Annotated in this window: 23 protein-coding genes; 9 read left to right on the forward strand and 14 right to left on the reverse strand. The window is 59.2% G+C overall.

Features of this window, described 5'->3' with window-relative positions; translation table 11 throughout:
- The first annotated feature begins 138 nt into the window (after positions 1 to 138).
- Entirely contained in the window at positions 139 to 1,344 is a 1,206-nt protein-coding gene (locus ACR0E2_RS06830) for a multidrug effflux MFS transporter (protein WP_171666368.1), read from the forward strand.
- 63 nt (positions 1,345 to 1,407) lie between these two features.
- Positions 1,408 to 2,808: a helix-turn-helix domain-containing protein gene (locus ACR0E2_RS06835; RefSeq protein WP_480445797.1), complete on the forward strand. Its 1,401-nt coding sequence runs from the start codon at positions 1,408 to 1,410 to the stop codon at positions 2,806 to 2,808.
- Between the two features lie 81 nt (positions 2,809 to 2,889).
- On the opposite strand, the gene ACR0E2_RS06840 is transcribed toward ACR0E2_RS06835, so the two are convergent.
- From ACR0E2_RS06840 to ACR0E2_RS06870, 7 genes are all read right to left on the reverse strand, one after another.
- The gene (locus tag ACR0E2_RS06840) at positions 2,890 to 3,129 is read right to left on the reverse strand and encodes an HP1242/YdcH family protein (protein ID WP_152458727.1); all 240 of its coding nucleotides are present in this window, start codon (positions 3,127 to 3,129) and stop codon (positions 2,890 to 2,892) included.
- 100 nt (positions 3,130 to 3,229) lie between these two features.
- Positions 3,230 to 3,835 carry a thermonuclease family protein gene (locus ACR0E2_RS06845; protein ID WP_480445799.1) on the reverse strand — a complete coding sequence of 202 codons (606 nt, stop codon included), beginning with the start codon at positions 3,833 to 3,835 and terminating at the stop codon, positions 3,230 to 3,232.
- Between the two features lie 97 nt (positions 3,836 to 3,932).
- Positions 3,933 to 5,591, reverse strand: coding sequence for a choline dehydrogenase (gene betA, locus ACR0E2_RS06850; protein ID WP_480445800.1), 1,659 nt, complete (start codon positions 5,589 to 5,591; stop codon positions 3,933 to 3,935).
- 70 nt (positions 5,592 to 5,661) lie between these two features.
- On the reverse strand, positions 5,662 to 7,170 hold the full coding sequence (betC, locus tag ACR0E2_RS06855) for a choline-sulfatase (RefSeq protein ID WP_171227851.1): 1,509 nt from the start codon (positions 7,168 to 7,170) through the stop codon (positions 5,662 to 5,664).
- Positions 7,167 to 7,739 (reverse strand): choline-binding transcriptional repressor BetI, encoded by a 573-nt coding sequence (betI, locus tag ACR0E2_RS06860; RefSeq protein WP_171167131.1) that lies wholly within the window; start codon positions 7,737 to 7,739, stop codon positions 7,167 to 7,169. The genes betC and betI overlap by 4 nt, the downstream gene beginning before the upstream one ends.
- An 87-nt stretch (positions 7,740 to 7,826) precedes the next feature.
- Positions 7,827 to 8,735, reverse strand: coding sequence for a DMT family transporter (locus ACR0E2_RS06865; RefSeq protein WP_480445801.1), 909 nt, complete (start codon positions 8,733 to 8,735; stop codon positions 7,827 to 7,829).
- A gap of 40 nt (positions 8,736 to 8,775) precedes the next feature.
- Complete coding sequence (locus ACR0E2_RS06870) at positions 8,776 to 9,375, reverse strand: LysE/ArgO family amino acid transporter (protein WP_480445803.1); 600 nt, start codon at positions 9,373 to 9,375, stop codon at positions 8,776 to 8,778.
- An 87-nt stretch (positions 9,376 to 9,462) separates the two neighbouring features.
- Here ACR0E2_RS06870 and ACR0E2_RS06875 point away from each other — a divergent pair, with 87 nt between their 5' ends.
- Together ACR0E2_RS06875 and ACR0E2_RS06880 are read left to right on the forward strand one after the other, a co-directional pair.
- Complete coding sequence (locus ACR0E2_RS06875) at positions 9,463 to 10,356, forward strand: LysR family transcriptional regulator ArgP (RefSeq protein ID WP_480445805.1); 894 nt, start codon at positions 9,463 to 9,465, stop codon at positions 10,354 to 10,356.
- A 26-nt stretch (positions 10,357 to 10,382) separates the two neighbouring features.
- Entirely contained in the window at positions 10,383 to 11,072 is a 690-nt protein-coding gene (locus ACR0E2_RS06880) for a nitroreductase family protein (protein ID WP_480445807.1), read from the forward strand.
- An 11-nt stretch (positions 11,073 to 11,083) separates the two neighbouring features.
- Here ACR0E2_RS06880 and ACR0E2_RS06885 read toward each other — a convergent pair whose 3' ends face one another.
- Positions 11,084 to 12,361, reverse strand: coding sequence for a permease (locus ACR0E2_RS06885; protein WP_171639064.1), 1,278 nt, complete (start codon positions 12,359 to 12,361; stop codon positions 11,084 to 11,086).
- Positions 12,362 to 12,510: 149 nt separating this feature from the next.
- Complete coding sequence (locus tag ACR0E2_RS06890) at positions 12,511 to 13,251, reverse strand: YebC/PmpR family DNA-binding transcriptional regulator (RefSeq protein WP_152458737.1); 741 nt, start codon at positions 13,249 to 13,251, stop codon at positions 12,511 to 12,513.
- A 110-nt stretch (positions 13,252 to 13,361) separates the two neighbouring features.
- Here ACR0E2_RS06890 and ACR0E2_RS06895 point away from each other — a divergent pair, with 110 nt between their 5' ends.
- The 4 genes from ACR0E2_RS06895 to ACR0E2_RS06910 all read left to right on the forward strand — a co-directional run bounded on the left by ACR0E2_RS06895 (position 13,362) and on the right by ACR0E2_RS06910 (position 18,488).
- Entirely contained in the window at positions 13,362 to 15,134 is a 1,773-nt protein-coding gene (locus ACR0E2_RS06895) for an SLC13 family permease (RefSeq protein WP_480445809.1), read from the forward strand.
- A 16-nt stretch (positions 15,135 to 15,150) separates the two neighbouring features.
- Positions 15,151 to 15,885: a glutamine amidotransferase gene (locus ACR0E2_RS06900; protein ID WP_480445811.1), complete on the forward strand. Its 735-nt coding sequence runs from the start codon at positions 15,151 to 15,153 to the stop codon at positions 15,883 to 15,885.
- A 73-nt stretch (positions 15,886 to 15,958) separates the two neighbouring features.
- On the forward strand, positions 15,959 to 16,816 hold the full coding sequence (locus ACR0E2_RS06905; protein ID WP_480445813.1) for a bile acid:sodium symporter family protein: 858 nt from the start codon (positions 15,959 to 15,961) through the stop codon (positions 16,814 to 16,816).
- Positions 16,817 to 16,826: 10 nt separating this feature from the next.
- On the forward strand, positions 16,827 to 18,488 hold the full coding sequence (locus ACR0E2_RS06910) for an FAD-binding dehydrogenase (protein WP_480445814.1): 1,662 nt from the start codon (positions 16,827 to 16,829) through the stop codon (positions 18,486 to 18,488).
- 13 nt (positions 18,489 to 18,501) lie between these two features.
- On the opposite strand, the gene ACR0E2_RS06915 is transcribed toward ACR0E2_RS06910, so the two are convergent.
- The 3 genes from ACR0E2_RS06915 to ACR0E2_RS06925 form a co-directional block, all read right to left on the reverse strand.
- Positions 18,502 to 19,239 carry a YbaY family lipoprotein gene (locus ACR0E2_RS06915; protein ID WP_480445816.1) on the reverse strand — a complete coding sequence of 246 codons (738 nt, stop codon included), beginning with the start codon at positions 19,237 to 19,239 and terminating at the stop codon, positions 18,502 to 18,504.
- Positions 19,240 to 19,334: 95 nt separating this feature from the next.
- Complete coding sequence (locus tag ACR0E2_RS06920) at positions 19,335 to 21,113, reverse strand: SLC13 family permease (protein ID WP_171231204.1); 1,779 nt, start codon at positions 21,111 to 21,113, stop codon at positions 19,335 to 19,337.
- An 87-nt stretch (positions 21,114 to 21,200) separates the two neighbouring features.
- On the reverse strand, positions 21,201 to 22,016 hold the full coding sequence (locus ACR0E2_RS06925; RefSeq protein ID WP_171616080.1) for a TIGR00282 family metallophosphoesterase: 816 nt from the start codon (positions 22,014 to 22,016) through the stop codon (positions 21,201 to 21,203).
- Between the two features lie 133 nt (positions 22,017 to 22,149).
- Here ACR0E2_RS06925 and ACR0E2_RS06930 point away from each other — a divergent pair, with 133 nt between their 5' ends.
- Positions 22,150 to 22,377 (forward strand): putative hemolysin, encoded by a 228-nt coding sequence (locus tag ACR0E2_RS06930; protein WP_224853568.1) that lies wholly within the window; start codon positions 22,150 to 22,152, stop codon positions 22,375 to 22,377.
- A 3-nt stretch (positions 22,378 to 22,380) separates the two neighbouring features.
- Here the strand turns inward: ACR0E2_RS06930 and ACR0E2_RS06935 are convergent, their stop codons facing one another.
- Positions 22,381 to 22,938: a 5-formyltetrahydrofolate cyclo-ligase gene (locus ACR0E2_RS06935; RefSeq protein WP_171227838.1), complete on the reverse strand. Its 558-nt coding sequence runs from the start codon at positions 22,936 to 22,938 to the stop codon at positions 22,381 to 22,383.
- On the reverse strand, positions 22,935 to 24,329 hold the full coding sequence (mgtE, locus tag ACR0E2_RS06940) for a magnesium transporter (RefSeq protein WP_480445819.1): 1,395 nt from the start codon (positions 24,327 to 24,329) through the stop codon (positions 22,935 to 22,937). Before mgtE ends, ACR0E2_RS06935 begins: the two co-directional genes overlap by 4 nt.
- Between the last annotated feature and the right edge of the window lie 138 nt (positions 24,330 to 24,467).

Raw genomic sequence — 24,467 nt, forward strand, 5'->3', positions numbered from 1 at the left:
CCCCTCATCCAAAGCTCTTTTCGGCAAATTTGCAAATATCCAGCAACAACAATCTGGATAACTGTAAACTTGCAAAGCCTCACATTGAGATCGCTGGATGGCTGGCAATCCAAAATTCCATGATTATACATGTGAACTATGCAGTTCAGCTCTCGCGCGGTTCGCCGCACACCACCCACATTGGCGACACTTGTATTGCTTGCGGGCTTGTCTGCGCTGAGCATGAACCTGTTTCTGCCGAGCCTGCCGAACATGGCCGCGTATTTTGGCGCCGATTACAAGGTCATGCAGCTATCGATCGCGCTGTATCTTCTGGTCAACGCCGTTCTGCAAATCCTGATCGGGCCGCTCGCGGACAAGGCAGGTCGCAGGCCAGTTCTGCTGTGGGGGATCGGCTTGTTCCTGCTGGCCACGCTTGGATGCATCTATGCCCCCAACGTTGAAGTCTTTCTGGCGTTCAGAATGTGCCAGGCGGTCGTGGTTGTCGGCATGGTTCTCAGCCGGGCTGCGGTCAGGGATATGTACGATCAGGATCAGGCGGCATCGATGATCGGTTACGTGACAATGGGTATGGCCGTGGTCCCGATGATCGGCCCGGCGATCGGCGGCCTGCTGGAGGAAAGCTTTGGCTGGAAAGCGAATTTCTGGCTGCCTTTCGCCCTGGGCGCCCTGACGCTTGCCTTGACCTTCGCGGATTTTGGGGAAACGTCAGCCAAAAGCGGCAAGACCCTTGTTCAGCAGTTCAAGGAATACCCTGAACTTCTGACCTCGCCACGGTTCTGGGGCTATTCACTGTCCTGCGCGTTGTCTTCGGGCACATTCTTTGCCTATCTCGGTGGCGCGCCATTTATTGGAACCGAACTGTTCGGACTAAGCGCGGCACAGGTCGGCATATATTTCGGCGCCCCCGCAGTGGGCTATTTTGTTGGCAACTTTCTGAGCGGTCGCTTTTCCGTACAGATTGGCATCAACCGGATGGTGCTGTGGGGCAGCCTGCTGAACGCCTTGGGCGTTGCGCTTTCGGCATCCTTGTTCCTCACAGGTCTGGGCACCGCACTCAGCTTTTTCAGCTTGATGACCTTTGTGGGCGTCGGAAACGGCATGGCCATTCCCAATGCCACCTCCGGCGCATTGTCCGTTCGTCCGCATCTGGCCGCAACCGCCTCAGGGCTGAGCGGCGCAATCATGCTGGGCGGCGGCGCGGGCCTGAGCGCGCTGGCAGGCACCCTGCTGACCCGGGAAACCGGCGCCATGCCCTTGCTCTGGCTGATGCTAACCTCTGCAGTTCTGGCGATTTTCGCAATTGGATCCGTCATTCGGCGAGAGCGTCAATTGGGGCTGTAACGACTTGCTCCGAAAACTTTGCAAAGTTAATCTTCCAAAACAGAAAACTTGCAAAGGCACCTCATGGCCACCCAAAAGCTCTATGCCGGCGCGAAACTGCGTGAAATGCGCACGCGACTGGCCCTGACACAACGCGAATTCGCGGCGAAACTGGGTGTTTCACTCCCATACCTGAACCAGATGGAGAACAACAACCGGCCGATCTCGACCACGGTTGTGTTGGCTCTGGCACAAGAATTCGGCTTGGATGTCACCGAGCTCAGCACCGGCGACAGCGAGCGACTGGTGTCGGATATGCGCGAAGCTTTGGCCGACCCGGTTTTTGCGGATATTCTGCCGCCACTTGCCGATTTACGCCTGACGGCATCAAACGCTCCGGCATTGGCCCGCGCATTTATCGAGCTGCACAAAACCTACCGGCAAACGCATGAACGCCTCGCCTCACTGGACGAAGCCCTGGGGCGAGAGGACGCCCGAATGCAGGCCAGTCCCTGGGAAGAGGTGCGGGACTTCTTCCATTATTGCGACAACTACATCGACGCCGTGGACCGGGCGGCAGAGCTGTTCGCCAATCGCGCGGAAAACCCGGGGAGCATCCGGCAGGCGGCTTTGAACAGCCTGACTGAGCGTGGCATTCAAGTGATGTTCTCTGACATCGCCCCTTTGCGCACCTATGACGCCGAAAGCAAAATCCTGCGCCTTTCCTCCCGCTCGACCCCGCAAACGCAAGTGTTTCAACTGCTGTTGCAGGTCGCATTGATCAGTCAGGACAAACTGCTGGAAGCGACACTGGATTTTGCCAAGTTCCAAAGCGACGAGGCACGGTCCATCGCAAAGATCGGCCTTGCCAATTATTTCGCCGGCGCTTCCTTGATGCCCTATTCCGCATTCCTGACCGCTGCTCAGGAAGAGCGCCACGATCTGGAGCTACTCAGCAACCGGTTTGGCGCATCGATTGAGCAGGTTGCGCATAGACTGTCGACGCTGCAACGCCCCGGTGCAAAAGGTATCCCGTTCTTTTTCGTCCGCGTGGATCAGGCCGGAACGATCACGAAACGGCACTCGGCCACGCGTCTGCAATTTGCACGGTTCGGTGGCGCCTGCCCCCTTTGGAACGTGCATCGGGCCTTTGAAACGCCGGGCCATTTCCTTCGGCAACTGGCAGAAACGCCGGATGGTGTGCGTTACATCTCGCTGGCTCGGGATGTGTCGAAATCAGGTGGTTCATTCGGCGCACCGGTCAGGCGGTACGCAATTGCGCTGGGGTGCGAGGTGCGCCACGCCCCGGCGCTCGTGTATGCCGACAACCTCGACATAAACAACGCCAGCGCTTACGAGCCCATCGGCATTTCCTGCCGCATCTGCGAGCGGCAAAACTGCCATCAGCGTTCAGTCCCGCCGCTGGAACGCCGTCTCAGCATCGACACCCATACGCGCGGCACCCTGCCATACGAAGTCACCTGATTTCGTATGGCCAGAAATTAACGGGGGGAGCCCCGACCCGGGCCGGGAAAGGACAGGGACAGTATCCCCCAGCCATAATGTTCAGGCCTTGGACAAAATCGCCCAGATTTCGTCTTTCAGCGCTGCCCGTTTCTTGCGCAAATCAACTTCGGCCAGGTCTTCCATGGGCTCGACGTTGGTTTCAGCCCGATGCACAACGCGATTGACCTCGTGATACTCATCAGCCAGACGGGCAAAATGCGCGTCCGTTTGCTTGAGCTGGCTCATCAGTTCAACCTTGTCCGGAAACTCTTCGGCCAGTTCATGCGGGGTGTGGGACATGTCTGTTCGCTCCTTCATATGTCGTTGCATATCAGTGGTAGAAGCGTGACGCGCCGCCCACTTTGACGCGGATCAATTTCATACAGGAAAAATTCAGAATTCAGCGTCGCGCAGCACGCCAACCCGCTGCACGTGCTTCGGCAGCAGAGCAGAACCATCGCTCGCCCTTGGCTGCACTGATCCGGGTTTTGGCATAGTACCTCTGGCCCGGTTCGTGAAAGATCTTTTCGCCCTTTGACGAAACATTTCCTTTGATTAGGCATGTTTCAGAGGATTTCGGTTTCTTGCGTGCCCTGTGCACCCAAGGCACCTGTATCTGTGTCTTGTGCAATCCCCTGTTTCCAATCCTCGCGACCTGTTCGGCACCTGCATACGTGTCCGAATATTTGCGGTACGCAAAGGCCAAGCCCTGCTCTACAATCCGGGTGGCGACGTCTTCGCGTTCCACGCTGCACCGAGCAACGATGCGACCGTAGCGATCCCGATCCACCGGGACACAAGTGGTCATCCGTCCCTGAAACTGTTCCCGAACCATATGAGTGGCCCACGTCCCGCATGGCCAGCTTGATCCGTCGGAATCCTGACAGGTCTGATCCAGTTCGGGCGCATCGATACCGTGCAGCCGCACCCGAACACCACCGACATTCCAGGTGTCCGCATCGATTACGTGAACCCGACCTGCAAGTTGCTCTGCGGCATGGGTCAAACCTGGAAGCAGAAGAACAAAGGCTAAACAAATCCTTAACATGCCCCCGATATGCGCGGTATTTCACGCGCATTCAACCGGGGGCCGTTTGGAAAGGTTAACGTTGAGCGGTTGCCCAGTTGGGGTGAATCCACGGACGATCATTGGCTTTCGGCAACGGATCTTTGCCCAAAAGCGAATCCGACACTTTTTCACCCACCATGATAGACGGCGCATTCAGGTTGCCGTTGGTGATCTGCGGAAAGATTGAACTGTCCGCAACGCGCAACCCGTCCACGCCGATGACACGGCCTTGGGGGTCGACTACCGCATTCTTGTCATCCGCGCGCCCCATCCGGCACGTACCGCAGGGGTGATAGGCGCTTTCCGCATGCTCCGCGATAAAGGCGTTCAGATCTTCATCCGTTTGGACAGCGGAACCGGGCTGAATTTCCTTGCCCGCAAAGGGCTTGAAGGCGGCTTGCCCAAAGATTTCGCGGGTCAGCCGGATACAGGTGCGGAAATCCTCCCAATCCTTTTCATGGCTCATGTAGTTGAACTTGATCACCGGCGCGTCTGCGGCTTGGGCAGAGCGCAATGTGACCGCCCCGCGTGACGGCGACCGCATCGGGCCGACATGCGCCTGGAACCCGTGCCCCTCGGCAGCGGCCTGCCCATCATAGCGCACGGCAATCGGCAGGAAGTGGTATTGAATGTCGGGGTATTCCACGCCCGGTTTCGACCGGATGAACGCCGCGCTTTCGAACTGGTTCGATGCGCCCAATCCCGTTTTGGTAAACAGCCATTGCGCCCCGATCAGGCCCTTGCTGAACAGGTTCCAGTGCTTGTAGAGCGTGATCGGTTGCAGCGACGCCTGTTGGATATACAGCTCCAGATGGTCCTGTAGGTTGGCACCGACCCCCGGGCGATCCGCCACGACGTCGATCCCATGCTCGGCCAGATGCGCCGCTGGGCCGATACCGGACAACATCAGCAGTTTGGGTGAATTGATCGACGATGCAGCAAGAACGACTTCGCGCCGGGCCTTGATGACCTCTTTCCTGCCGCCACGGATCAGTTCGACCCCTGTGGCGCGGCCGTTTTCCATGACAACCCGAGACGCAAGACCGCGCACGATATCGCAATTGTCGCGCTTGAGCGCGGGTTTCAGATAGGCATTCGCCGCAGACCAGCGCCGCCCTTTCCAGACGGTCTGTTCCATCGGGCCAAAGCCTTCCTGCTTTTCACCGTTGTAATCGCCCGTGACTTCGTAACCGGCCTGCTGACCGGCGTCCACAAAGGCCTGAAACAACGGGTTCTCGCGCGGGCCGCGCGACACGTGCAACGGACCGTCAGTGCCGCGCCATGCCGGATCGCCCCCATGGCCGCCGTCGTGCCAGGTTTCCATCCGTTTGTAATAAGGCAAAACATCCGCGTAAGACCAACCGTCAGCCCCCATCTCGGCCCAGGTATCGAAATCGCGCGCGTGGCCGCGAACATAGACCATGCCATTGATCGAGGACGACCCGCCGATCACCTTGCCGCGCGGACAGGCCAGGCGACGGTTGTTCAGGTGCGGCTCGGGCTCGGACTGATAGCCCCAGTCATAGCGCGACATGTTCATCGGATAGCTCAGCGCCGCCGGCATCTGAATGAACGGCCCCATGTCGGTGCCGCCGTGTTCGATCACCAGAACCGAGGCCCCGGCCTCGCTCAGACGATATGCCATTGCGCAGCCTGCGGACCCTGCGCCGACGATGACAAAATCTGCTTCCATTTCCACAACTCCTGCCCCGCCGAGAAGGTTGGATGCCTCCGGCGGGAGTATTTTCGAAAAGATGAAGAGGTTATTCGCCGCGCGGGAACCGGGCGCTTTCCTCGACGATGTTCAGATCCATGTGATTGCGCATGTAGCGTTCCGACGCTTTTTGCAGCGGCTGATAATCCCACGGGTAGTATCCGCCCTGCCGCAGCGCTTCGTACACAACCCAACGCCGAGCCTGGCTGGCACGGACTTCGGCATCGAAGCGATCCAGATCCCAACGGGCCTCGGATTTGGCACGCAGTGTTTGCAACGTGCCTGCGTGTTCGGGGCTGTCTGCCAGATTGTTCAGTTCGTGCGGGTCGGCCTCAAGATCAAACAACTGATCAGGGTCCAGCGCACAGCGGTTGTATTTCCACTTGCCATATCGCAGCGAGACCAGCGGCGCGTAGGATGCCTCGGCCGCGTATTCCATGGCCACCGGTGTGGTTCGTTCTTCGCCCAGTGCCAACGGCACGAGGTTTTCGCCATCGGTCCAGGGGGCGATCTCGGCCATGTCTACGCCGGCCAGCGCCCCCAGGGTCGGCGTTACGTCTATTGTCGATACCGGAGCATCTATCCGGCCGGCGGGCAGATCAGGCGAGGCGATCATCAGCGGCACACGCGCCGAGCCTTCGTAGAAGTTCATCTTGAACCACAACCCGCGTTCGCCTAGCATGTCGCCGTGATCCGAAACGAACAGGATGATCGCCTCTTGCCGGGTGGTTTCCAGCACTTCGAGGATTTCGCCGATCTTGTCGTCCAGATAGGAAATATTGGCGAAATAGGCGCGACGCGACTTGCGGATATCTTCTTGGGTAATGTCGAAACTGCGCCAGTCATTGGCATCGAAGATGCGCTTGGCGTGGGGGTCCTGATTGTCATAACCCAGATCGGCGACCTCGGGCAGCAGATGTGCGCAATCTTCGTAAAGGTCCCAGTATTTGCGGCGGGCAACATACGGGTCATGAGGGTGCGTGAAGCTGACGGTCACGCACCACGGGCGGTCATCCTTGCCGCGCGCCAGATCATAGAGCTTGGCCTTGGCGTTATAGGCGACCTCGTCGTCATATTCCATCTGGTTGGAAATCTCGGCAACGCCCGCGCCAGTGACGGACCCCATGTTGTGATACCACCAGTCGATGCGTTCACCCGGCTTGCGGTAATCCGGGGTCCAGCCGAAATCGGCCGGGTAGATGTCGGTGGTCAGGCGGTCTTCGAACCCGTGCAACTGATCGGGGCCGACGAAATGCATCTTGCCCGACAGGCAGGTGTAATAGCCCGCGCGGCGCAGGTGATGTGCGTATGTGGGGATGTCGCTGCGAAACTCGGCCGCGTTGTCATAGACCCCTGTGCGCGACGGCAATTGACCGGACATGAAGCTGGCCCGCCCCGGCGCGCACAAGGGCGACGCCGTGTAAGCGTTGGCAAATCGGGTTGACCGTTCCGCCAGTTTCTTCAGGTTCGGAGCGTGAAGCCAGTCAGCGGGACCGTCTGGAAAGAGAGTCCCGTTGAGCTGATCCACCATCAGGATCAGAATGTTCGGTTTTGTCATTTTTCAGCCTCGAGCAGAGTGTTGAGCACACGCATCGCGTGGTTCACGGCCAGTTGCGGTTCTTCAGGGGCGCTGAGTGCGGCACGGATGTACAGACCGTCAATCAGGGCAACCATGTTCTCGGCCGCCTCTTGCGGGTCAGCCAACTTGTGCCGCAGGGCGTGGGTCAAATTGGATTTGATGCGGGCCTGATAGATCTGCCACAGGCGCAGGGCATCATCATTGGTCTGAGCCAACACATAGAAGGTCATCCAGGCCGCGATCACATCAGGTGTGAAACAAGAGGGCGCAAAACACGCCCTGACGATCGCCTGCGCCCTTTCGTCCGCCGCCGCCGCTTTCAACTCGCCCCTTGCTTCTTCGCCGAAGTCCGACAGGATCCGGCGCATGGCGGCCAGAAAAATCTGATCCTTGCCGCCGAAATAGTGGTGCGCCAGCGCGCTGGACATGCCGGCACGTTTGGCAATCTGACTTACGGTTACATCAAGGGATTTCTTCACGCCCAGCTCAGCGATTGTCGCGCGAACAATCGCATCCCGGCGGATTGGCTCCATTCCGACTTTTGGCATCGTTCTCCCCTTGAACAGGCGTCACGGAACCACGCTAGGGGGTTTTTATTGACTCGTCAATTAATGAAAAATCAGGGAGCGATGTCGTTACAGCTTCGGCGCAATACTCGGAGGCGTCAAGTCCTTGCGGTTCAACACGAATTCGCGCCATGAAATAAAGCTTACGGCGGCAAGGATCAGCGTGCCGCCCGCGACAACCCAAACGTCAACGCTTTCATGGAAAACAGCGGCGCCCAGGATCGTGGCCCATATCAGCTGAAGAAACGTCACCGGCTGCGTGACGGCCACTGGCGCCGCCTGAAGCGCCAGGGTCATGAAATAGTGCCCGGCGGTCGCAAAGCTGGCCACCAGAAAAAGAACCCCGATATCCCGCAGGCTTGGCTGCGTCCAAACGGCGATCGCAAAAGGTATCAAGGCAATGGTCACCCAGATCGACAGATGTGCCACAACGACGGCGGGCGGTACGTCACGCACCAGAATTTTGGCCAATAGATACGACCCCCCAAGGGTCAGGGCCGTTCCCAGCATGGCCAGATGGCCTGATGACACTTCGCGAAACCCGGGCCGCAGGATGATCAGGACGCCAACCAGAGCGACCAGAATCGCCGCAATCCGGCGAAAGGCCAGCTTTTCGCCCAAAAACAGGGCCGCCCCCAATGTGACGTAAACCGGAGTCATGTAATTCATGGCTGTAACTTCGGCCAGTGGGATCTGTGTCATCGCAAAGAACCAAAGCATGACCGCAACCGCATGCACGATGCCTCGCAGACCGAACAGCGTCAGCAGGCCGGGGGTCAGATGCGTCGCCATGATCGACCGCATGGCCGGCAACAGAAACACCAACCCCAGCACATATCGCAGAAAGGCGGCCTGGATGGAATTCATCGATGTGCCCAGCGACTTCACCAGCGCGGTCATCACGACAAAGGACAAGCCGGCGGCGAACATCCAGAACATGCCGGCAAGCGGGCGGGACGATACGGTGGATGAAGTCATGTTCAAGGTTGAACACCGAAACCCGGCCGGGAACAACCCTTCACATGGTAACAAGTTTCAGCGCGATACCCAACATGACCACGCCAATCCCTGCATCCAGCACCTGCCACGCCCTGGGGCGCGCAAAAACAGGCGACAGGATGCTTGCCCCATAGCCAAGCGAAAAGAAGAATACAAAGCTGGATGACATCGCACCGAGGGCGAATCCAAGCCGGTCGTCATATTGGGCCGAGATCGAACCGATCAGCACGACCGTATCCAGATATACATGCGGGTTCAGCCAGGTGAACGCGAAAACCGTCAGCAGCGCGGCCTTGAGGCTGGTTCGCTTGCCATTGCCGATTTCCATCACCGAACCACCCAGCCAGGACGACCGGAGACTGCGCAGGCCATACCAGATCAGGAATGCCGCCCCACCGTATCGCATCACGGTTTCGAACCAGGGTGCGGCCTGTGCCAGGGTGCCAAAACCTGCCACGCCTGCTCCGATCAGGATGGCATCAGACGCCGCGCAGGTCAGGCACAGAACAAACACATGCTCGCGCCGCAGGCCCTGCCTCAGAATAAAGGCGTTCTGCGCCCCGATGGCGAGGATCAGGCTGAAACCCAGCGCGAAACCGGCGATCACGGATGTAGGCATGGTATCTCCTGCGTAGCCATTGCGTTGACTAATGGCCGCGATACGATCTATCAAATTAAAGATGTTGCCCTCAGTTAAGTTTTGCTAATGCTGCTGGACCCTCACCAATTGGCTGCTTTGTCAGCCATTCTGCGCCATGGCAGCTTTGATGCGGCGGCGGCGGAACTGGCTGTAACCCCTTCGGCGATATCCCAGCGGATAAAAGCGCTGGAGGATCGCGTGGGCGCCTCGCTCATCCATCGGGGAACCCCTTGCACCGGAACGCCAGCCGGGCAGCGCATCGCGCGTTACGCCGAAGATGTCGGTCTGCTCGAGGCGCAGCTGGCTCGGGAATTGACTCTGGCACAAGAACCCGGGTCCGCGCGGGTTCGCGTTGCGGTACCCGCCGACATTCTGGCCACCTGGTTCATTGACGCGATGGCGCAGGTGCCCGACATGCTGTTCGACCTTGTGATCGACGATCAGGATTATTCGGCAGACTGGCTGAGGCGCGGCGAGGTCAGCGCCGCCGTCACCGTCGGCGGACAAACCGTAAGCGGTTGTGACGCGATCGAGCTGGGCGTGTTGAGGTATCTGCCCACCGCCAGCCCGAAATTTGTCAACACCTGGTTCAAGAACGGCGTGACCGAGGAAACCCTCAGCAAAGCGCCTTGCCTTGTCTTCAACAGGAAGGACGGTCTGCAAAAAGCGTGGATCGCACATCACACCGGCAAACATCTGTCACCGCCTTTCCACTTCCTGCCATCTTCGCAAGGGTTCGTTGATGCCGCAATCGCCGGAATTGGCTGGGGCATGAACCCCGCAGCCCTTGCGCAAGACGCCATGGCGCGCGGACTGCTGAGCCCGATCGTTCCCGATGCGCCACTGGACGTTGCCCTTTGCTGGCAGGTCGGGCGGGTTCTTGCCCCGGCGCTCAAAACCCTTACACAAGCGGTCCAGCATGCTGCGCAGCGGGTTTTGCTACCGTCACAAGGCAAATAGTCAGACTCATTCGATTGGAGGAACCAATGTTCTCGCGCGACGCCCTCAGTTATGACCCCATTCCCCTGCCCGACCGATGCGAGATCAGTGATGCTGACATGCAGGACGCGGCTGTGGCTTTCTTTGAAAAGATGCGGCGGCGTCATACCGTTCGGGATTTCTCTACGCGCCCGGTGGCTCGTGATGTGATCGAAACCTGCCTGCGCACCGCGGGAACGGCCCCGTCAGGTGCAAACCACCAGCCCTGGCATTTTACTGCCGTCTCGGACCCCAAGCTGAAACTGCGCATCCGCGAGGAAGCCGAAGAAGAAGAGAGTCACTTTTACGCGGGAGGGGCTGGCGATGAATGGATCAAGGCTCTGGAACCCATCGGGACAAACGCGGTCAAGGAACATCTGACCGTCGCCCCGTGGCTGATCGTGGTCTTTGCCCAACGCTGGGGGCAATTCGAAGACGGGACGCGGTACAAGAATTACTACGTGCCGGAAAGTGTGAACATTGCCACCGGCTTTCTGCTGGCGGCATTGCATCACGCCGGTCTCAGCACGTTGACACATACCCCGAACCCGATGCGGTTTCTGACCGATGCGCTGGGTCGGCCCGCTTCAGAGAAACCGACAATGATCATAGCAGTTGGACATCCCTCGGAAACCGCGACCGTGCCGTCCGTTGCAAAGCTGAAAAAGCCCCTGGACGAGATTTCTTCCTTTTTCTGAGCGGAGCCGCATCAGCCCTGTGTGCCAGAGGCGTCCTTTCGGTCCGGCAACATTGTCAGGTAGCATGTCACGCAGGCCACCAGGCTGGCTGCGACTATGAACGCGACGGCCAATACAACCTCGTGCATATGGGCGACTGCGGCCAAGGCCGCCGAAAGCAGCACCGCCAACAAACGGGTAAAAGACTTGATCGCGGCTGATCCCTGAACGCGCTGTTCCTTGGGCGCGACGTCCAGGAAATAGAGCTTGCGCGCGCTGCTGATCCCGGTCACCGCAACGGTGACGACAAACAGCGCGATCGCGTGCAGATGCACATCGTGATCGATACCCAAGTAGTGAAATGCCAGAAGTACACCGCCGGTTGCGGCCACCATCAGTGTCCCGACCACCATGACGGCACGATGAGACTTCATGTTCACGACCTGCCACAAAGGCCCGGACACAAGATAGCCCGAAGCAGATGAAACAATCATCGCGGTCAGTCCCCTGGCCGAGCTGTGATGCGCTTCGGCCGCGATCAGCGCGAAGAACGGGACAGAGAGCGAAACAGCCACCAAAAGCATTCGCATGACCATGTAACGCCGAAACCACGAGTATTCGAACATGCCAAGAATACCCTGTGCATTGGCCTTGAACGACAGCTTTGCTTTGGGTCCGGTCTTGTTTGCCGGCTCCGCCGAGCGGGCATTCTCTGTCATGGCCAGCATCAAAAGCCCTGACAGCATGAAAAACGCAACTGATACGCCGATCATGGTTGAATGGCGCGAAAAAGGTGGGTTTTCCTTGGTGATCTGATGCACCAGCATGGCAAGACCGATGGCACACAGGCCTCCGCCCCCAAGTTGCAGGTAATGCAGGACCATGCGCGAACGCGAGTGGACATGATCGCCCAGCAGATCGGTGAACATCAGGTTCTGCACCTCGTCCACAAGACCGATCACGAAAAAGACCGCCACGAAAACCACTGCGATCAACGGAACGACCCCGGTCGCGGCGGCCACCATTGCCAGGACCAGACAGGATCCGATGATCGCTTCGGTCAGAGCGATTGCGCGTTTCTTTTGCGATTTCGCCGCGACGGATTGCGCCAGAAAGAAATCGGAAATCATGCTGCCAATCATTCGCACCGAAACCAGCGCGCCCGCCACGAACATCGGCAGTTCGAATGACACGGCCAGAAACGGCAAAACCACCGATGGGCTGCCCAGAGTCCACGCGACCTGAGACACGATACTCTGCCCAGCAAGAACCGGCACGTTTCGCTTGGCCTTTTCAGCAGTCGCATCCATCGTGGATCTTTCGGTGGCGTTGTCTCGGAAATTCCGGGTTTTTCCAGCCTATGCGTTTCGAAGGGTTCAGCCAACAACTCTTCGAAACTGTCCGAAAACGAAAAAACCCGGCGGTTGAGCCGGGTTTTGCCGTCAAGATCCGCAACAGATCAGAGCTGTGCCATCACCTCATCCGAGGCTTCGAAATTGGTCGTGACACGCTGTACGTCGTCATCGTCTTCCAGCGCATCCACCAGTTTCATCAGCTTTTGCATGTCTTCCAGACCCAGCTCGGTCGTGGTGGTCGGCTTCCAGACCAATTTGGTGGATTCCGATTCACCCAGCGCAGCTTCCAACGCGTTCGAAACGTCGTTCAGATCCGTATCCGCACACCAGATGATGTGTCCATCCTCTGAACTTTCGACATCTTCCGCGCCGGCCTCGATGGCGGCTTCGAATATGGTGTCTGCGTCACCCGCCGTTGCCGGGTAAATCACTTCGCCCTTGCGCTCGAACATGAACCCGACCGAGCCCGTCTCGCCCAGATTGCCGCCGTTCTTGGAAAAGGTCGAACGCACGGTCGACGCGGTGCGGTTGCGGTTGTCCGTCATGGTTTCAACGATCACGGCCACGCCGTTGGGGCCATAGCCCTCATAGCGGATTTCTTCGTAATCGTCGCCTTCACCGGCGGTGGACTTTTTGATCGCGCGGTCAATCACATCCTTGGGAACCGAGTTCGACTTGGCCTCTTTCACGGCCAGACGCAAGCGCGGGTTCTTGTCGGGATCGGGGTCGCCCATCTTGGCGGCAACGGTGATCTCTTTCGACAGTTTGGAAAACAGTTTGGACCGCGCGGCGTCCTGACGCCCCTTGCGGTGCTGGATGTTGGCCCATTTTGAGTGGCCTGCCATAATGCGTCCTCGTCATCGTGATTGCGTGTTCGGCGCTCATATAGACGTTTGCAGGGGGCAGGATCAAGAGAGCGGCTTGCGACGGCTTCACCGGCTAGTATGGTGACGACATGACGACAGACCAGATCATTCTTTTTGCGCTTTTCATCACCGTCTTCGGAATGCTGTTATGGGGTCGGTTTCGATACGACCTTGTGGCCTTTGCCGCGCTGATGATCGGCGTCGTGCTGGGTGTCGTGCCCGTGGATGGCGCCTTTGCCGGGTTCGGCCATCCGGCGACCATCATCGTGGCGCTGGTTTTGGTGGTTTCCGCCGGTTTGGTCCGATCAGGCGCAGTGTTCCTGATCACCCGCACGCTGGTTGATGCCTCGCGGGGTCTGGGCGCGCATATCGCCCTGATGGGCGGGATCGGCGCGGTTCTGTCGGCCTTTATGAACAACGTGGCAGCACTGGCGCTGCTGATGCCCGTGGACATCCAGACCGCACGCAAGGCCGGACGATCGGTGGGCCTGTCGCTGATGCCGCTGAGCTTTGCCACCATTCTGGGGGGGATGGCGACGCTGATCGGGACCCCTCCGAACATCATCATCGCGTCGATCCGGGCCGAAACACTGGGCGAGCCGTTTCACATGTTCGATTTTGCCCCGGTCGGTGGGCTGGCCGCAATCACCGGTCTTGCCTTTGTCGCACTGGTGGGCTGGCGCCTGATCCCCGATCGCGGACCGCAGGCCGAGACATCGGAAACCTTGGCCGAATACATCGCCGAGCTGACCGTTCCCCCGGAATCCGCCCATATCGGCAAACGGGTCAGTGAACTTTATGAGGTGGCCGAGAAATCGGACGTGGCCATCATCGGTTTGATCCGGGATGGCAAACGGCGCTATGGCCGGTCGGCGCACGCCGTTTTGCAGGAAGGTGACGCGCTGGTTCTGGAAGCCCGACCCGAGGCGCTGGACGAGCTTCGCGCGGCGCTCAATCTCGACTTCTCGGACACGCGCCGGCAGGAGTTGCTGACGGCCGAGGGTGACGGGCTGGAAGTGATCGAAGTCGTCGTGCCGGAAAGCGCGCGCGTCACAGGTCGCACGGCACAAGGGCTTGGGCTGGCCTGGCGGCAAAGCACCGTTCTGATGGGCATCTCACGCCAGGGGCGCAGGATCACCGAACAGGTCCGCAAGACCGAGGTGGAACCGGGCGATATTCTGCTGCTGCTCTGCCCCCGCGACCGCGCTGCGGATGTCACGGAATGGCTGGGTTGCCTGCCCCTTGCCGGACGCGGGCTGAACGTCACTGCAAATGACAAGGCATGGCTGGCCATCGGTCTGTTTGCCGCTGCCGTTCTGGCCGCCAGTGTTGGTCTGATCTATTTGCCCATTGCTTTGGGGCTGGTCGTGATTGCTTATGTGCTGACCAAGATCATGCCGATCACCGACATTTACAATCACATCGAATGGCCGGTGGTCGTACTGCTGGGGTCTATGATCCCGCTGGGCAGCGCCTTGGAGACCTCGGGCGGCACCGAACTGATCGCAAACGCCCTGATCCAGCTGACCGATGGTCTGCCCGCCTGGGCCATTCTGACCGTATTGATGGTTGTCACGATGACTTTGTCGGACGTGTTGAACAACACCGCCACCGCCATTGTCGCCGCGCCGGTCGGGATACAAATGGCACGCACGCTTGAGGTGTCACCCGACCCGTTCCTGATGACCGTGGCCGTTGCGGCCTCGGCTGCGTTCCTGACCCCCATCGGGCACAAGAACAACACGCTGGTTCTGGGTCCCGGAGGCTATCGATTCGGAGATTACTGGCGCATGGGATTGCCGCTGGAATTGCTGATCATAGCCGTTTCTGTTCCCGCCATCCTTGTATTCTGGCCGCTGTGACGGGTAAAGGCTGCGCATGAAACCGTTTTTGATCCTGCAACTGCGCCCCGAAACAGATGCGTCCGACGCCGAATATGCCTCGATCCTGAACCGGAGCGGGTTGTCTCCTGAACAGACGCATCGCATTCGTTTGGATTGCGACGACCTGCCAGAAGGGCTGGATGTCACGGACTATGCCGGTGTCATCGTAGGCGGCGGACCGGGATGCGTCAGTGACGACCCGGCGACCAAATCCCCGCTGGATGCCCGGATCGAGGCTGCGATCATGGGGTTGATGCCGCAGATCATCGCACAAGATCACCCGTTCATGGGCTGCTGCTATGGCCTTGGCATTCTGGCGGCGTATCTGGGCGGCGACGTCAGCAAGGCCCGGTATGGCGAACCCGTCGGACCATCCACGTGCCATTTGACCCCGGAAGGGCAGCGGGATCCGTTGACCGCCGGGTTGGAACCAACCTTCGACGCTTTCGTTGGCCACAAGGAAGCGGTTCAGGCTCTGCCAGAGGGATGCGTGCACCTTGTCGCGTCAGACCCCTGCCCGTTCCAGATGATCCGTTGGGGGCAGAACGTATACGCCACGCAGTTCCACCCCGAAGCCGACGCCAGGGATTTTGAACAGCGCATCAATATCTACAAGAACCACGGCTATTTCCCGCCTGAAGACGCGCAAAAACTGATCGATCACTGCCATTCGGCCGATGTCACACAGCCGGGCGAGATCCTGCGCCGGTTCGTCCGACGATACGAATGACCCAACGGCGCGGTTGCCTGCGCCTTGCCCCCTCGCATAGGCTGATCTGACGCAACTTTGGGAGGAGTTGTCCTTGGATTTGCTTTTGAATGTCGGCTTGCCGGTGTCGCTTGCCATTATCATGTTGTCTCTGGGCATCGGGCTGGAAGTGGCAGACTTCCGTCGTGTCCTGAGCCGACGACGCGCCTTTGCCATCGGGGCGGTAAGCCAGATTGTTCTCTTGCCAGTCGCGGCCTTCGTGACGGTCACAATCTTAGCATTGCCCCCCGAGATCGCGGTTGGTTTCATGCTGCTCAGTTTTTGCCCGGGCGGCGTAACCAGCAACATCCTCTCCAAGCTCGCCAAAGCCGATGTCGCGCTTTCGGTCAGCCTGACCGCCGTGATCAGCCTTTTGTCGATGGTGACCGTGCCAATACTGGCCGCGTGGTCGATCGCGCATTTCATGGGCGACGAAGCCCCCGAGGTTTCGATCACCGGGCTGGCTGTTGCATTGTTTCTGATAACAACGCTTCCTGTGGCCATCGGGGTCGGAATTCGCAACTTTGCAACAGGGTTTGCAAACCGCGTAGAGCCGGGGTTGTCGACGCTCGCGACCGTTTTGTTCGTGCTGATCGTTGCCGCGGCACTGGCCGGGAACTGGCAATTGTTCGTCGACAATCTTGGCATCATGGGCGCAGGCTTGATTTCTTTGAATATCGCCCTGCTGTTCATTGGGCTGGGACTGGCGCGGATATCAAACCTGTCCTGGAATGAGTGCAAGACGATCTCGATCGAAACCGGAATTCAAAATTCCACGCTGGGCATTACACTGGCGGCGCTGATCACGAATACCGAAAGCGGGTTCAGCCCGCTGGCCCTGCCCTCGGCAGTTTATGGCATTACGATGTACGCCGTGGTTCTGCCGTTTCTTGTCTGGTTCCGCAGGCGCTGAAAGGACCGTTATGACAAACAACACTGCTGATGCGATCGTAATCGGTGCCGGTCTGGCCGGATTGGCCGCCGCGGCCGAACTGGGCGACCGAGGCAAAAAGGTAATCATACTCGATCAGGAACCAGAAGGTTTTCTGGGCGGTCAGGCCTTCTGGAGCCTGGGTGGCCTGTTCATGGTCGACACGCCGGAACAACGCCGCATGGGTATCCGCGACAGCCACGATCTGGCGTTGCGCGACTGGATGGGAAGCGCGCAGTTTGACCGCGAAGAAGACACCTGGCCCCGCAAATGGGCCGAGGCCTATGTCGAGTTCGCCGCCGGTGAAATGCGACCCTGGCTGCATGACATGGGCCTGCGCTGGTTTCCGGTCGTGGGCTGGGCTGAACGTGGCGGGTCTTATGCAAACGGGCATGGCAATTCCGTCCCGCGCTTTCACATCACCTGGGGCACCGGGCCCGGCGTGCTGGAGCACTTCATCCGCCGGGTCCGCAACCATGTCAGCACCGGCCTGATCCAGTTGAAGTTCCGCCATCAGGTCAGCCACATCATCATGCAGAACGGCGAGGCCAAGGGCGTCTCGGGCGAGGTTCTGGCCGATGACACGGCCCCGCGCGGCGGCAAGACCAACCGTGACGAGGTGGGCGAGTTCGAGGTCTATGCACCCTCTGCCATCGTCACCTCGGGCGGGATCGGCGGCAATTTCGAAATGGTGCGCCAGAATTGGCCCCGCGACCGCCTGGGCGAACCGCCCAAGGACATGGTGGCGGGTGTGCCCTTCCATGTGGATGGTCGGATGATCGCCATCAGCGAAAAGGCCGGTGGCCATGTCATCAACGGCGACCGCATGTGGCATTACACCGAAGGCGTACGCAATTGGGATCCGATCTGGCCCGCCCATGGTATCCGCATCCTGCCCGGCCCCAGCTCGATGTGGTTCGACGCGCGCGGAAACCGGTTGCAGCCCCCCTGCCTGCCCGGCTTCGACACGCTGGGCACCCTGCGCGAAATCCTGAACACCGGCTATGAATACAGTTGGTTCGTCCTGACCCAGAAGGTCATCAAGAAGGAATTCGCCCTGTCCGGGTCTGAACAGAACCCCGATTTCACCTCGGGCAGTTGGAAGGAGGTCATCCGTCAGCGCATCCTGTCGGGGTCGAAAGCCACCGGCCCGGTCGAGGCGTTCAAGGAAAAGGGCGAGGATTTCGTGGTCGCCAACACGTTGACCGAACTGGTGAGCGGCATGAACCATCTGGGCGGGGGTCTGATCGACGAGGCGCATCTGCGCGCCCAGATCGAAGCACGGGATTCACAGGTGGACAATCCGTTCTCAAAAGATGCGCAGATGATGGCGATCCTGGCGGCGCGCAACTATCGCGGCGACAAGCTGATCCGCACCGCCAAACCGCACAAGTTCCTGGACCCCAGGAATGGCCCGCTGATCGCGGTCAAGCTGCACGTGCTGACCCGCAAGACACTGGGCGGTTTGCAGACCAATCTGGACAGTCAGATGATTGGCACCGATGGTCAGGTTGTGCCGGGCCTGTTCGCAGCCGGCGAAGTCGCCGGGTTCGGTGGCGGTGGCTATCACGGCTACAACGCGCTTGAGGGAACTTTCCTGGGCGGCTGCATCTTTTCGGGTCGCAACGCCGGACGATCGAGGGCCATCGCGTGACAGCCCTGCCCTATTACTTGCGCATCATTTTGATCACCGGCTCACCCTGAGCATCCAGCAAGGCCAGCGCGTTGCCTTGCATCGCGAAGGTCGTGACACTTTGCATCGCCTTGAGAAACTGCCGCTCGACCTCATCCAGCGGGGGTGGGCAAGCCATGAGCGTTGCAGCCATATTGTCCGGGAACGCAATCCGATTGTCAGAAATCTCGGCCTGGCCACTGAACCGGTTGCAACCGCCGCTGCCTGAAAATGCCCCGCCCTGCCCAAAAGCAAGTTCAGGTCGTTTCTCTGTCTCGACAGCCGCACCATTGAGGCCCGAAGCGACCCATTCGGTGTTTTCCAGCATCGCGGCACCTTGGTGTTGCACCTGTATCATCAGCAGGTCAGCAGAATTCTCGGCCCCATGTGTCAGTACCGGATAAACGGTATCGGTGGTGAACAACAGCTTTTGCCCCTGCATGACCGAAGCACGCACGGCGTATCTGCGCCCGTCCTGAATCAATGCGTCATCATAGGTCAGTTCGAACTGCGCCGGCACACCGGTCAAGGCGTATCTCTTCGCGGCAAGCGTTTCGGCCGGCGCATCCGCCAATGAGATATCCTGAAGCTCGACGAACAAGGTCGTGTCAGGCGGAAGCGCAATACGCTCTCGGTAGGTTGCTGTTCCCTCGACGGTTCCGGCAAGCGATGCGCCGCTCAAAACGGTGGCGAAAGCAACCGTAGGAAACATGGTGCGGCCGAATGTCAGCATGGCAGTACCCCTTGAAGTAATATTTCTACAAAAGATTGCTGTTCATCCGACATTTACAAGTACGCCGCGAACAAAGCGGCAAATCTGTGCCGATGTCATAACGGCCAGATCAACGGGATCAGCAGAGACGCCAACAATCCGACCGTCAGGTTCAGCGGCACACCGACCTTCATGAAGTCGGTGAACCTGTAGCCTCCGGGGCCATAGACCATCATGTTCGTCTGGTATCCGATCGGAGTAGCAAAAGATGCCGAGGCCGCCACCATGACCGCGACGACCAGCGGACGCGGATCTATTCCGACCGCCTGCGCCAGACCGATGGCGATCGGGGTGACCACAACCGCCACGGCGTTGTTGGAAACCAGTTCCGTCAGCACCGAGGTCAGCAGGTAAATCGCCCAGATAATGAGGAATGGTGGCAAGACACTGAGCCCCGGCGCAACGGCCTCGACGATCAGAGAAACCGCGCCCGAACTGTCCAGCGCAGCCCCTATGCCCAGCATCGCGAAGATCAACGCCAACAGGCGACCTTCCACAAAAGAAAACGCCTCATCCGCATCGATACAGCGGGTCAGCAGAACCACGGCGCAGGCCACGATCGACAACAACAGGATGGGCGCAATGCCCAGCGCGGCAAGGGCAACAATCCCGACAAGAGCCCCAATCGCTATCGGTGCATGGCTGCGACGGAAGGCACGAGCCGATGGCTGGGTGACGTCCACCATGTCCATTTCCGCCGCCAGCCGCTGGATATCCGCCGGGGCACCTTCCAAAAGCAGCGTATCCCCAACCCTGACCACCAAGTCATCCAGCTGACGGCCGATATTCTGGTTGCGACGGTGCACCGCCAGCACGTAAACACCATAACGACGCCGAAGCCGCATCATCCCAAGGGTCCGACCCACCAGACGGCATCCGGGCGTGATCAACACCTCAACCGTCTTGGTTTCAACGGCCGATACCTGATCCACACGTTTGAGTTCCCTGTTGCGCTGAAGGCTCAGAAGTTCGGTCATCTCGGTTCGTAGAACCACCCGGTCGCCAACCTTAAGTTCGACGCCTTTCAGGTTGCGCCGCAACGACTCATCCCCCCGGATGACATCGATCAGGCGCACGCCGGGGCGTTTGAACAACTGCACGCCGGTCACTTCGCGCCCGATCAGGTTGCTATCCGGCGGAATGACGGCCTCGGTAAAGAACTTCATCTTGGACCGATCACTGAGCAGCGACGCCATGCTGTCCCGCTCGGGCAACAGTTTGGGCGCGATGAACCGCAAATAGATCATGCCATAGATCACCAGCGCAATCCCCAGCGGCGTGACTTCGAAAATCGTAAAGGGTTTCATCCCCTGCGCGCGGGCCACACCATCGACCAGCAGGTTGGTAGACGTGCCGATCAATGTCAGCGTGCCGCCCAGAATAGCCGCATAACTCAGCGGAATCAGCAATTTGGACGCGGGAACATTCAGGGTGCGGGCGATTTGCACAAAGACCGGTATCATCACCACAACCACTGGCGTATTCGAAACCACCGCCGAGGCCAGCACGACAAACCCCATGAGCAATGCGATGGCGATACGCGGATTCACCTGAGCCTGCTTTTGCGCGGTCGAGGTGAACGAGTCCAAGGCTCCGGTCCGCACCAAAGCACCCATGATGATGAACATCGCGGCAATCGTCCAGGGTGCCGGGTTGGACAGAACTGCAAGCGCATTTTGATAGGGCAGAATGCCGGTCACAAGCATCAGTGAGACACCACCAATGGCCACGACCTCGGTCGGATAAACCTCGCGCAGGAACATGATGAACATGCCCGCAACGATGACCAGCGCCAGAACTGCGCTTCCGGTGTCTGTCAGTGAAAGGAAATTCATTCGTGGTATTCTGTCCGAACCCGGGCCCAAGCGCCTGATGAAATGCAGTTTCACGCATTGCGCCCGACAGAGCAAGCCTGACGATGACTATTCGGGCCCGGCTTGTTCCAGGCGCCCTCCGACGCGCACCATACGCACGGTTTTGGCCTGTCCGTCACGATCATCGGTTTCCACGAACACGCCGCTCAGTGTGGCCTCGCCGTTTGCCGGAGTAAAGCGCGCCTTGGGCATACCGGTGATGAACCGGCGCATGGGCTCCTGCTTGTCCATGCCAATGACCGAATCGTAATCTCCGCACATGCCCGCATCGGTCAAATACGCGGTGCCACCCGGCAGAATCTGGGAATCCGCCGTCGGGACATGGGTATGCGTTCCCACCACAAGGCTTGCACGTTTGTCGCAGTAGTGCCCCATCGCCATCTTCTCGGACGTGGCCTCGCAATGCATGTCCACGATGATCGCCTGCGCCTGTCCGCCTCTGGGATGGGATTTCAGGATCGGTTCGATAGCCGAGAACGGATCGTCGAACGGGCGTTTCATAAAGACCTGACCCAGCACCTGAACCACCAGAACCTTGCGCCCCCCCGGCGCCGTGAACAGCCGATGACCCCGCCCCGGCGCGCCTTTGGCGAAGTTCACGGGTCGTACGATGCGCTGTTCCTTCTCGATGAATTGCAGCATGTCTTTCTGGTCGAACGCATGATCGCCCAGCGTCAGGCAATCCGCTCCGGCGTCGAGCAACAGCCTGGCGTGATCTCCGCTCAGCCCCATGCCGTTCGACGCGTTTTCGCCATTGACCACGACAAAATCCAGCCGCCATTCGTCGCGCAGGCGCGGCAAATGCTGCTGAACGGCCGCGCGACCCGCGCGCCCCATGACATCACCAAGAAACAGAATCCTCATGATCCGGGTCGTAGGGGCTGTACTGGGCAATAACAAGGCGGAAGCGTGAAATTAACGGCAGAACTAGGGGTTGAAATCAAATTCTGCCGCGGCAATGTTTCGATACGTCTCTTGAATACAGAAGGAATTCTTCGTGAAGTCGTCAATTGTTCTGACCGGCTGCCTTCTAGCGGCAACTGCTGCCGCTGCCGAAGGCACCAAGACATCCATGCCCAACCCCGCCGCGACCTTTTGTATTGAAAACGACGGGACCTACCAGCTTCGTAAAAACGAAGACGGCAGTGTCTATGGCGTCTGCATCCTTAAGGACGGCACCGAAGTGGATGCCTGGGATTACTTGCGCAGCCATTTCGAACAGTAGCAGCTAGAAGGTCAGCACGCGGCTTTCCGTGACAACCATGTCCAGCGGTTGGTCGGTTGGCTCGAGCGGCAGGTCCGCAGCCTCTTGCACATCAAAAGCAAAGCCGATGGCAAGCGTCGGGCGTTTGGCGCGCAAGCCTTCCAGCGTTCGGTCATAAAACCCGCCGCCATACCCCAGGCGACCACCATTTGCGTCGAAGGCGACCAGCGGCACGATCAGAATTTCGGGGTCGAAATAGTCATCCACCTGGGGCACTTTTGCACCGAACGGGCCATCCTTGAGCACACCGTCCGGCGTCCAGCGAGAGAATTTCAGCGGCTGACCGGCTGCCTGGATGACAGGCACACCCACCGGGCCATAAGCCGATGCTTCGGCCATCGCGGGCACCGGGTCGATCTCGGTCCGGATCGGCATGTATCCTGACAGGGGCACGCCGCGATGGCCTGCCAGAACCTCGGACAAGCGCCCGGCTGCACCCGGCAGGCGCGCATCAAACGCGGCCTTGCGGCGGGCAAAGGCCGCTTTGCGCGCCGCGGCTTTGATGTCGGTCAGATCGGTCACAGTAGCACCACGCTGGCAAGCCCAAGAAATATGAAGAAACCCATGACATCCGTCGTGGTTGTCACAAAGGTTCCCGATGCCAGCGCAGGGTCGATGCCCAAGCGGTCCAGCAAGACAGGTACTACCGTACCTGCGAACCCGGCGATGATCATATTCACGACCAAGGCCGCCCCGATCACGACACCCAGCAGCGGGGAATCAAACCACAGCATCCCCACGGTCCCCAACACGATGGCAAAACAGAGCCCGTTCAACATCCCCACCAGCAGTTCCCGCCTGATCACACGCATCACGTTTGAATTTGTCAGGTCGCGTGTCGCCAGCGCACGCACCGCCACGGTGAGCGATTGTGTTCCCGCATTGCCGCCCATTGACGCAACGATCGGCATCAGGATGGCCAGCGCGACCAGTTGATCAATCGCCGCCTCGAATTGCGAAATCACCAAAGAGGCACAGATCGCCGTGCACAGGTTCACTGCCAACCAGGGCAACCTTCGCCGGCTGGTTGCCGCCACACTGTCGGACAACGAGCTTTCGTCGCCTACACCGGCAAGACGCAGGATGTCCTCTTCGTGCTCTTCATCCAGAACGACCATCGCGTCGTCAATGGTGATGACACCGACCAAACGGCCATCCGCATCCACCACCGGGGCCGAGATCAGGTGATACTGGTTGAAGGCATAAGCCACGTCTTCCTCATCCTGATCGACGGGGATGATGTGAAACTCTTCTTCTGCCAGATCAATCAGCGGCACTTCACGCCGCGCCGCCATAAGCTTGCCCAACGTCACCTGAGCAACCGGTTTCAGGCGCGGATCGACCAGAACGACGTGATAGAACTGCTCGGGCAAATCATCATTGGCGCGCATGAAGTCGATGGCTTGCCCAACGCTCCAATGTTCGGGCGCCATGACGACTTCCCGCTGCATGAGACGACCGGCCGAGTTCTCGGGGTAGGACAATGCCTGCTCGGCTGCGATCCTTTCGGAATCCTCCAATGCGTCCAGAATGGTTTCCTGCTGCGGTTCCTCAAGGTCTTCCAGCAGGTCAACGACATCGTCGCTTTCCATCTCGCGCACGGCTTCGGCCAGAACATCCGGGTTCAGAACCGAGATCACCTCTTCACGAACCGATTCATCCAGTTCAGACAGGATGTCGCCGTCAAACTCTTTGTCGTACAGGCGGATCAGGCGCGCCCGGTCAAACGGATTGATCTGTTCAAGAAGGTCGGCAATGTCGGCCGAGTGCAGCGGCTCCATCAACTCAACCAGCTTGTCGCGGTCGTCTATATCCACCGCGTACAGGATCGCCGCAACTGCCTTGGGGTCCAACGCATAGGCGTCTTCATCCCGGGGCTGATCGTGTCCGGCTTCGTGACTGCCTGTCGTCATGCGTTGCCCCCTTGTTTCGGCGATTGGCCCCTAAATAGAAGAAGCAGCTACCGGAAAACAATGACAATGCGCCGATTTACCCACTTCTTTCGTCCGCCTATGCTGGTGTGCGGTTCCAAACAGGTGGAGAACAGGGAA

Source organism: Ruegeria sp. A4 (genome assembly GCF_056543025.1).

Coding starts and splice junctions, on each gene's coding strand:
- betA (WP_480445800.1), bottom strand. CDS start 5,591: ATGGAAGCAGATTTTGTCATCGTCGGCGCAGGGTCCGCAGGCTGCGCA.
- ACR0E2_RS06895 (WP_480445809.1), top strand. CDS start 13,362: ATGACGACAGACCAGATCATTCTTTTTGCGCTTTTCATCACCGTCTTC.
- betI (WP_171167131.1), bottom strand. CDS start 7,739: ATGCCAAAAGTCGGAATGGAGCCAATCCGCCGGGATGCGATTGTTCGC.
- ACR0E2_RS06900 (WP_480445811.1), top strand. CDS start 15,151: ATGAAACCGTTTTTGATCCTGCAACTGCGCCCCGAAACAGATGCGTCC.
- ACR0E2_RS06870 (WP_480445803.1), bottom strand. CDS start 9,375: ATGCCTACATCCGTGATCGCCGGTTTCGCGCTGGGTTTCAGCCTGATC.
- betC (WP_171227851.1), bottom strand. CDS start 7,170: ATGACAAAACCGAACATTCTGATCCTGATGGTGGATCAGCTCAACGGG.
- ACR0E2_RS06890 (WP_152458737.1), bottom strand. CDS start 13,251: ATGGCAGGCCACTCAAAATGGGCCAACATCCAGCACCGCAAGGGGCGT.
- ACR0E2_RS06835 (WP_480445797.1), top strand. CDS start 1,408: ATGGCCACCCAAAAGCTCTATGCCGGCGCGAAACTGCGTGAAATGCGC.
- mgtE (WP_480445819.1), bottom strand. CDS start 24,329: ATGACGACAGGCAGTCACGAAGCCGGACACGATCAGCCCCGGGATGAA.
- ACR0E2_RS06920 (WP_171231204.1), bottom strand. CDS start 21,113: ATGAATTTCCTTTCACTGACAGACACCGGAAGCGCAGTTCTGGCGCTG.
- ACR0E2_RS06840 (WP_152458727.1), bottom strand. CDS start 3,129: ATGTCCCACACCCCGCATGAACTGGCCGAAGAGTTTCCGGACAAGGTT.
- ACR0E2_RS06880 (WP_480445807.1), top strand. CDS start 10,383: ATGTTCTCGCGCGACGCCCTCAGTTATGACCCCATTCCCCTGCCCGAC.
- ACR0E2_RS06875 (WP_480445805.1), top strand. CDS start 9,463: ATGCTGCTGGACCCTCACCAATTGGCTGCTTTGTCAGCCATTCTGCGC.
- ACR0E2_RS06915 (WP_480445816.1), bottom strand. CDS start 19,239: ATGCTGACATTCGGCCGCACCATGTTTCCTACGGTTGCTTTCGCCACC.
- ACR0E2_RS06910 (WP_480445814.1), top strand. CDS start 16,827: ATGACAAACAACACTGCTGATGCGATCGTAATCGGTGCCGGTCTGGCC.
- ACR0E2_RS06830 (WP_171666368.1), top strand. CDS start 139: ATGCAGTTCAGCTCTCGCGCGGTTCGCCGCACACCACCCACATTGGCG.
- ACR0E2_RS06885 (WP_171639064.1), bottom strand. CDS start 12,361: ATGGATGCGACTGCTGAAAAGGCCAAGCGAAACGTGCCGGTTCTTGCT.
- ACR0E2_RS06865 (WP_480445801.1), bottom strand. CDS start 8,735: ATGACTTCATCCACCGTATCGTCCCGCCCGCTTGCCGGCATGTTCTGG.
- ACR0E2_RS06925 (WP_171616080.1), bottom strand. CDS start 22,016: ATGAGGATTCTGTTTCTTGGTGATGTCATGGGGCGCGCGGGTCGCGCG.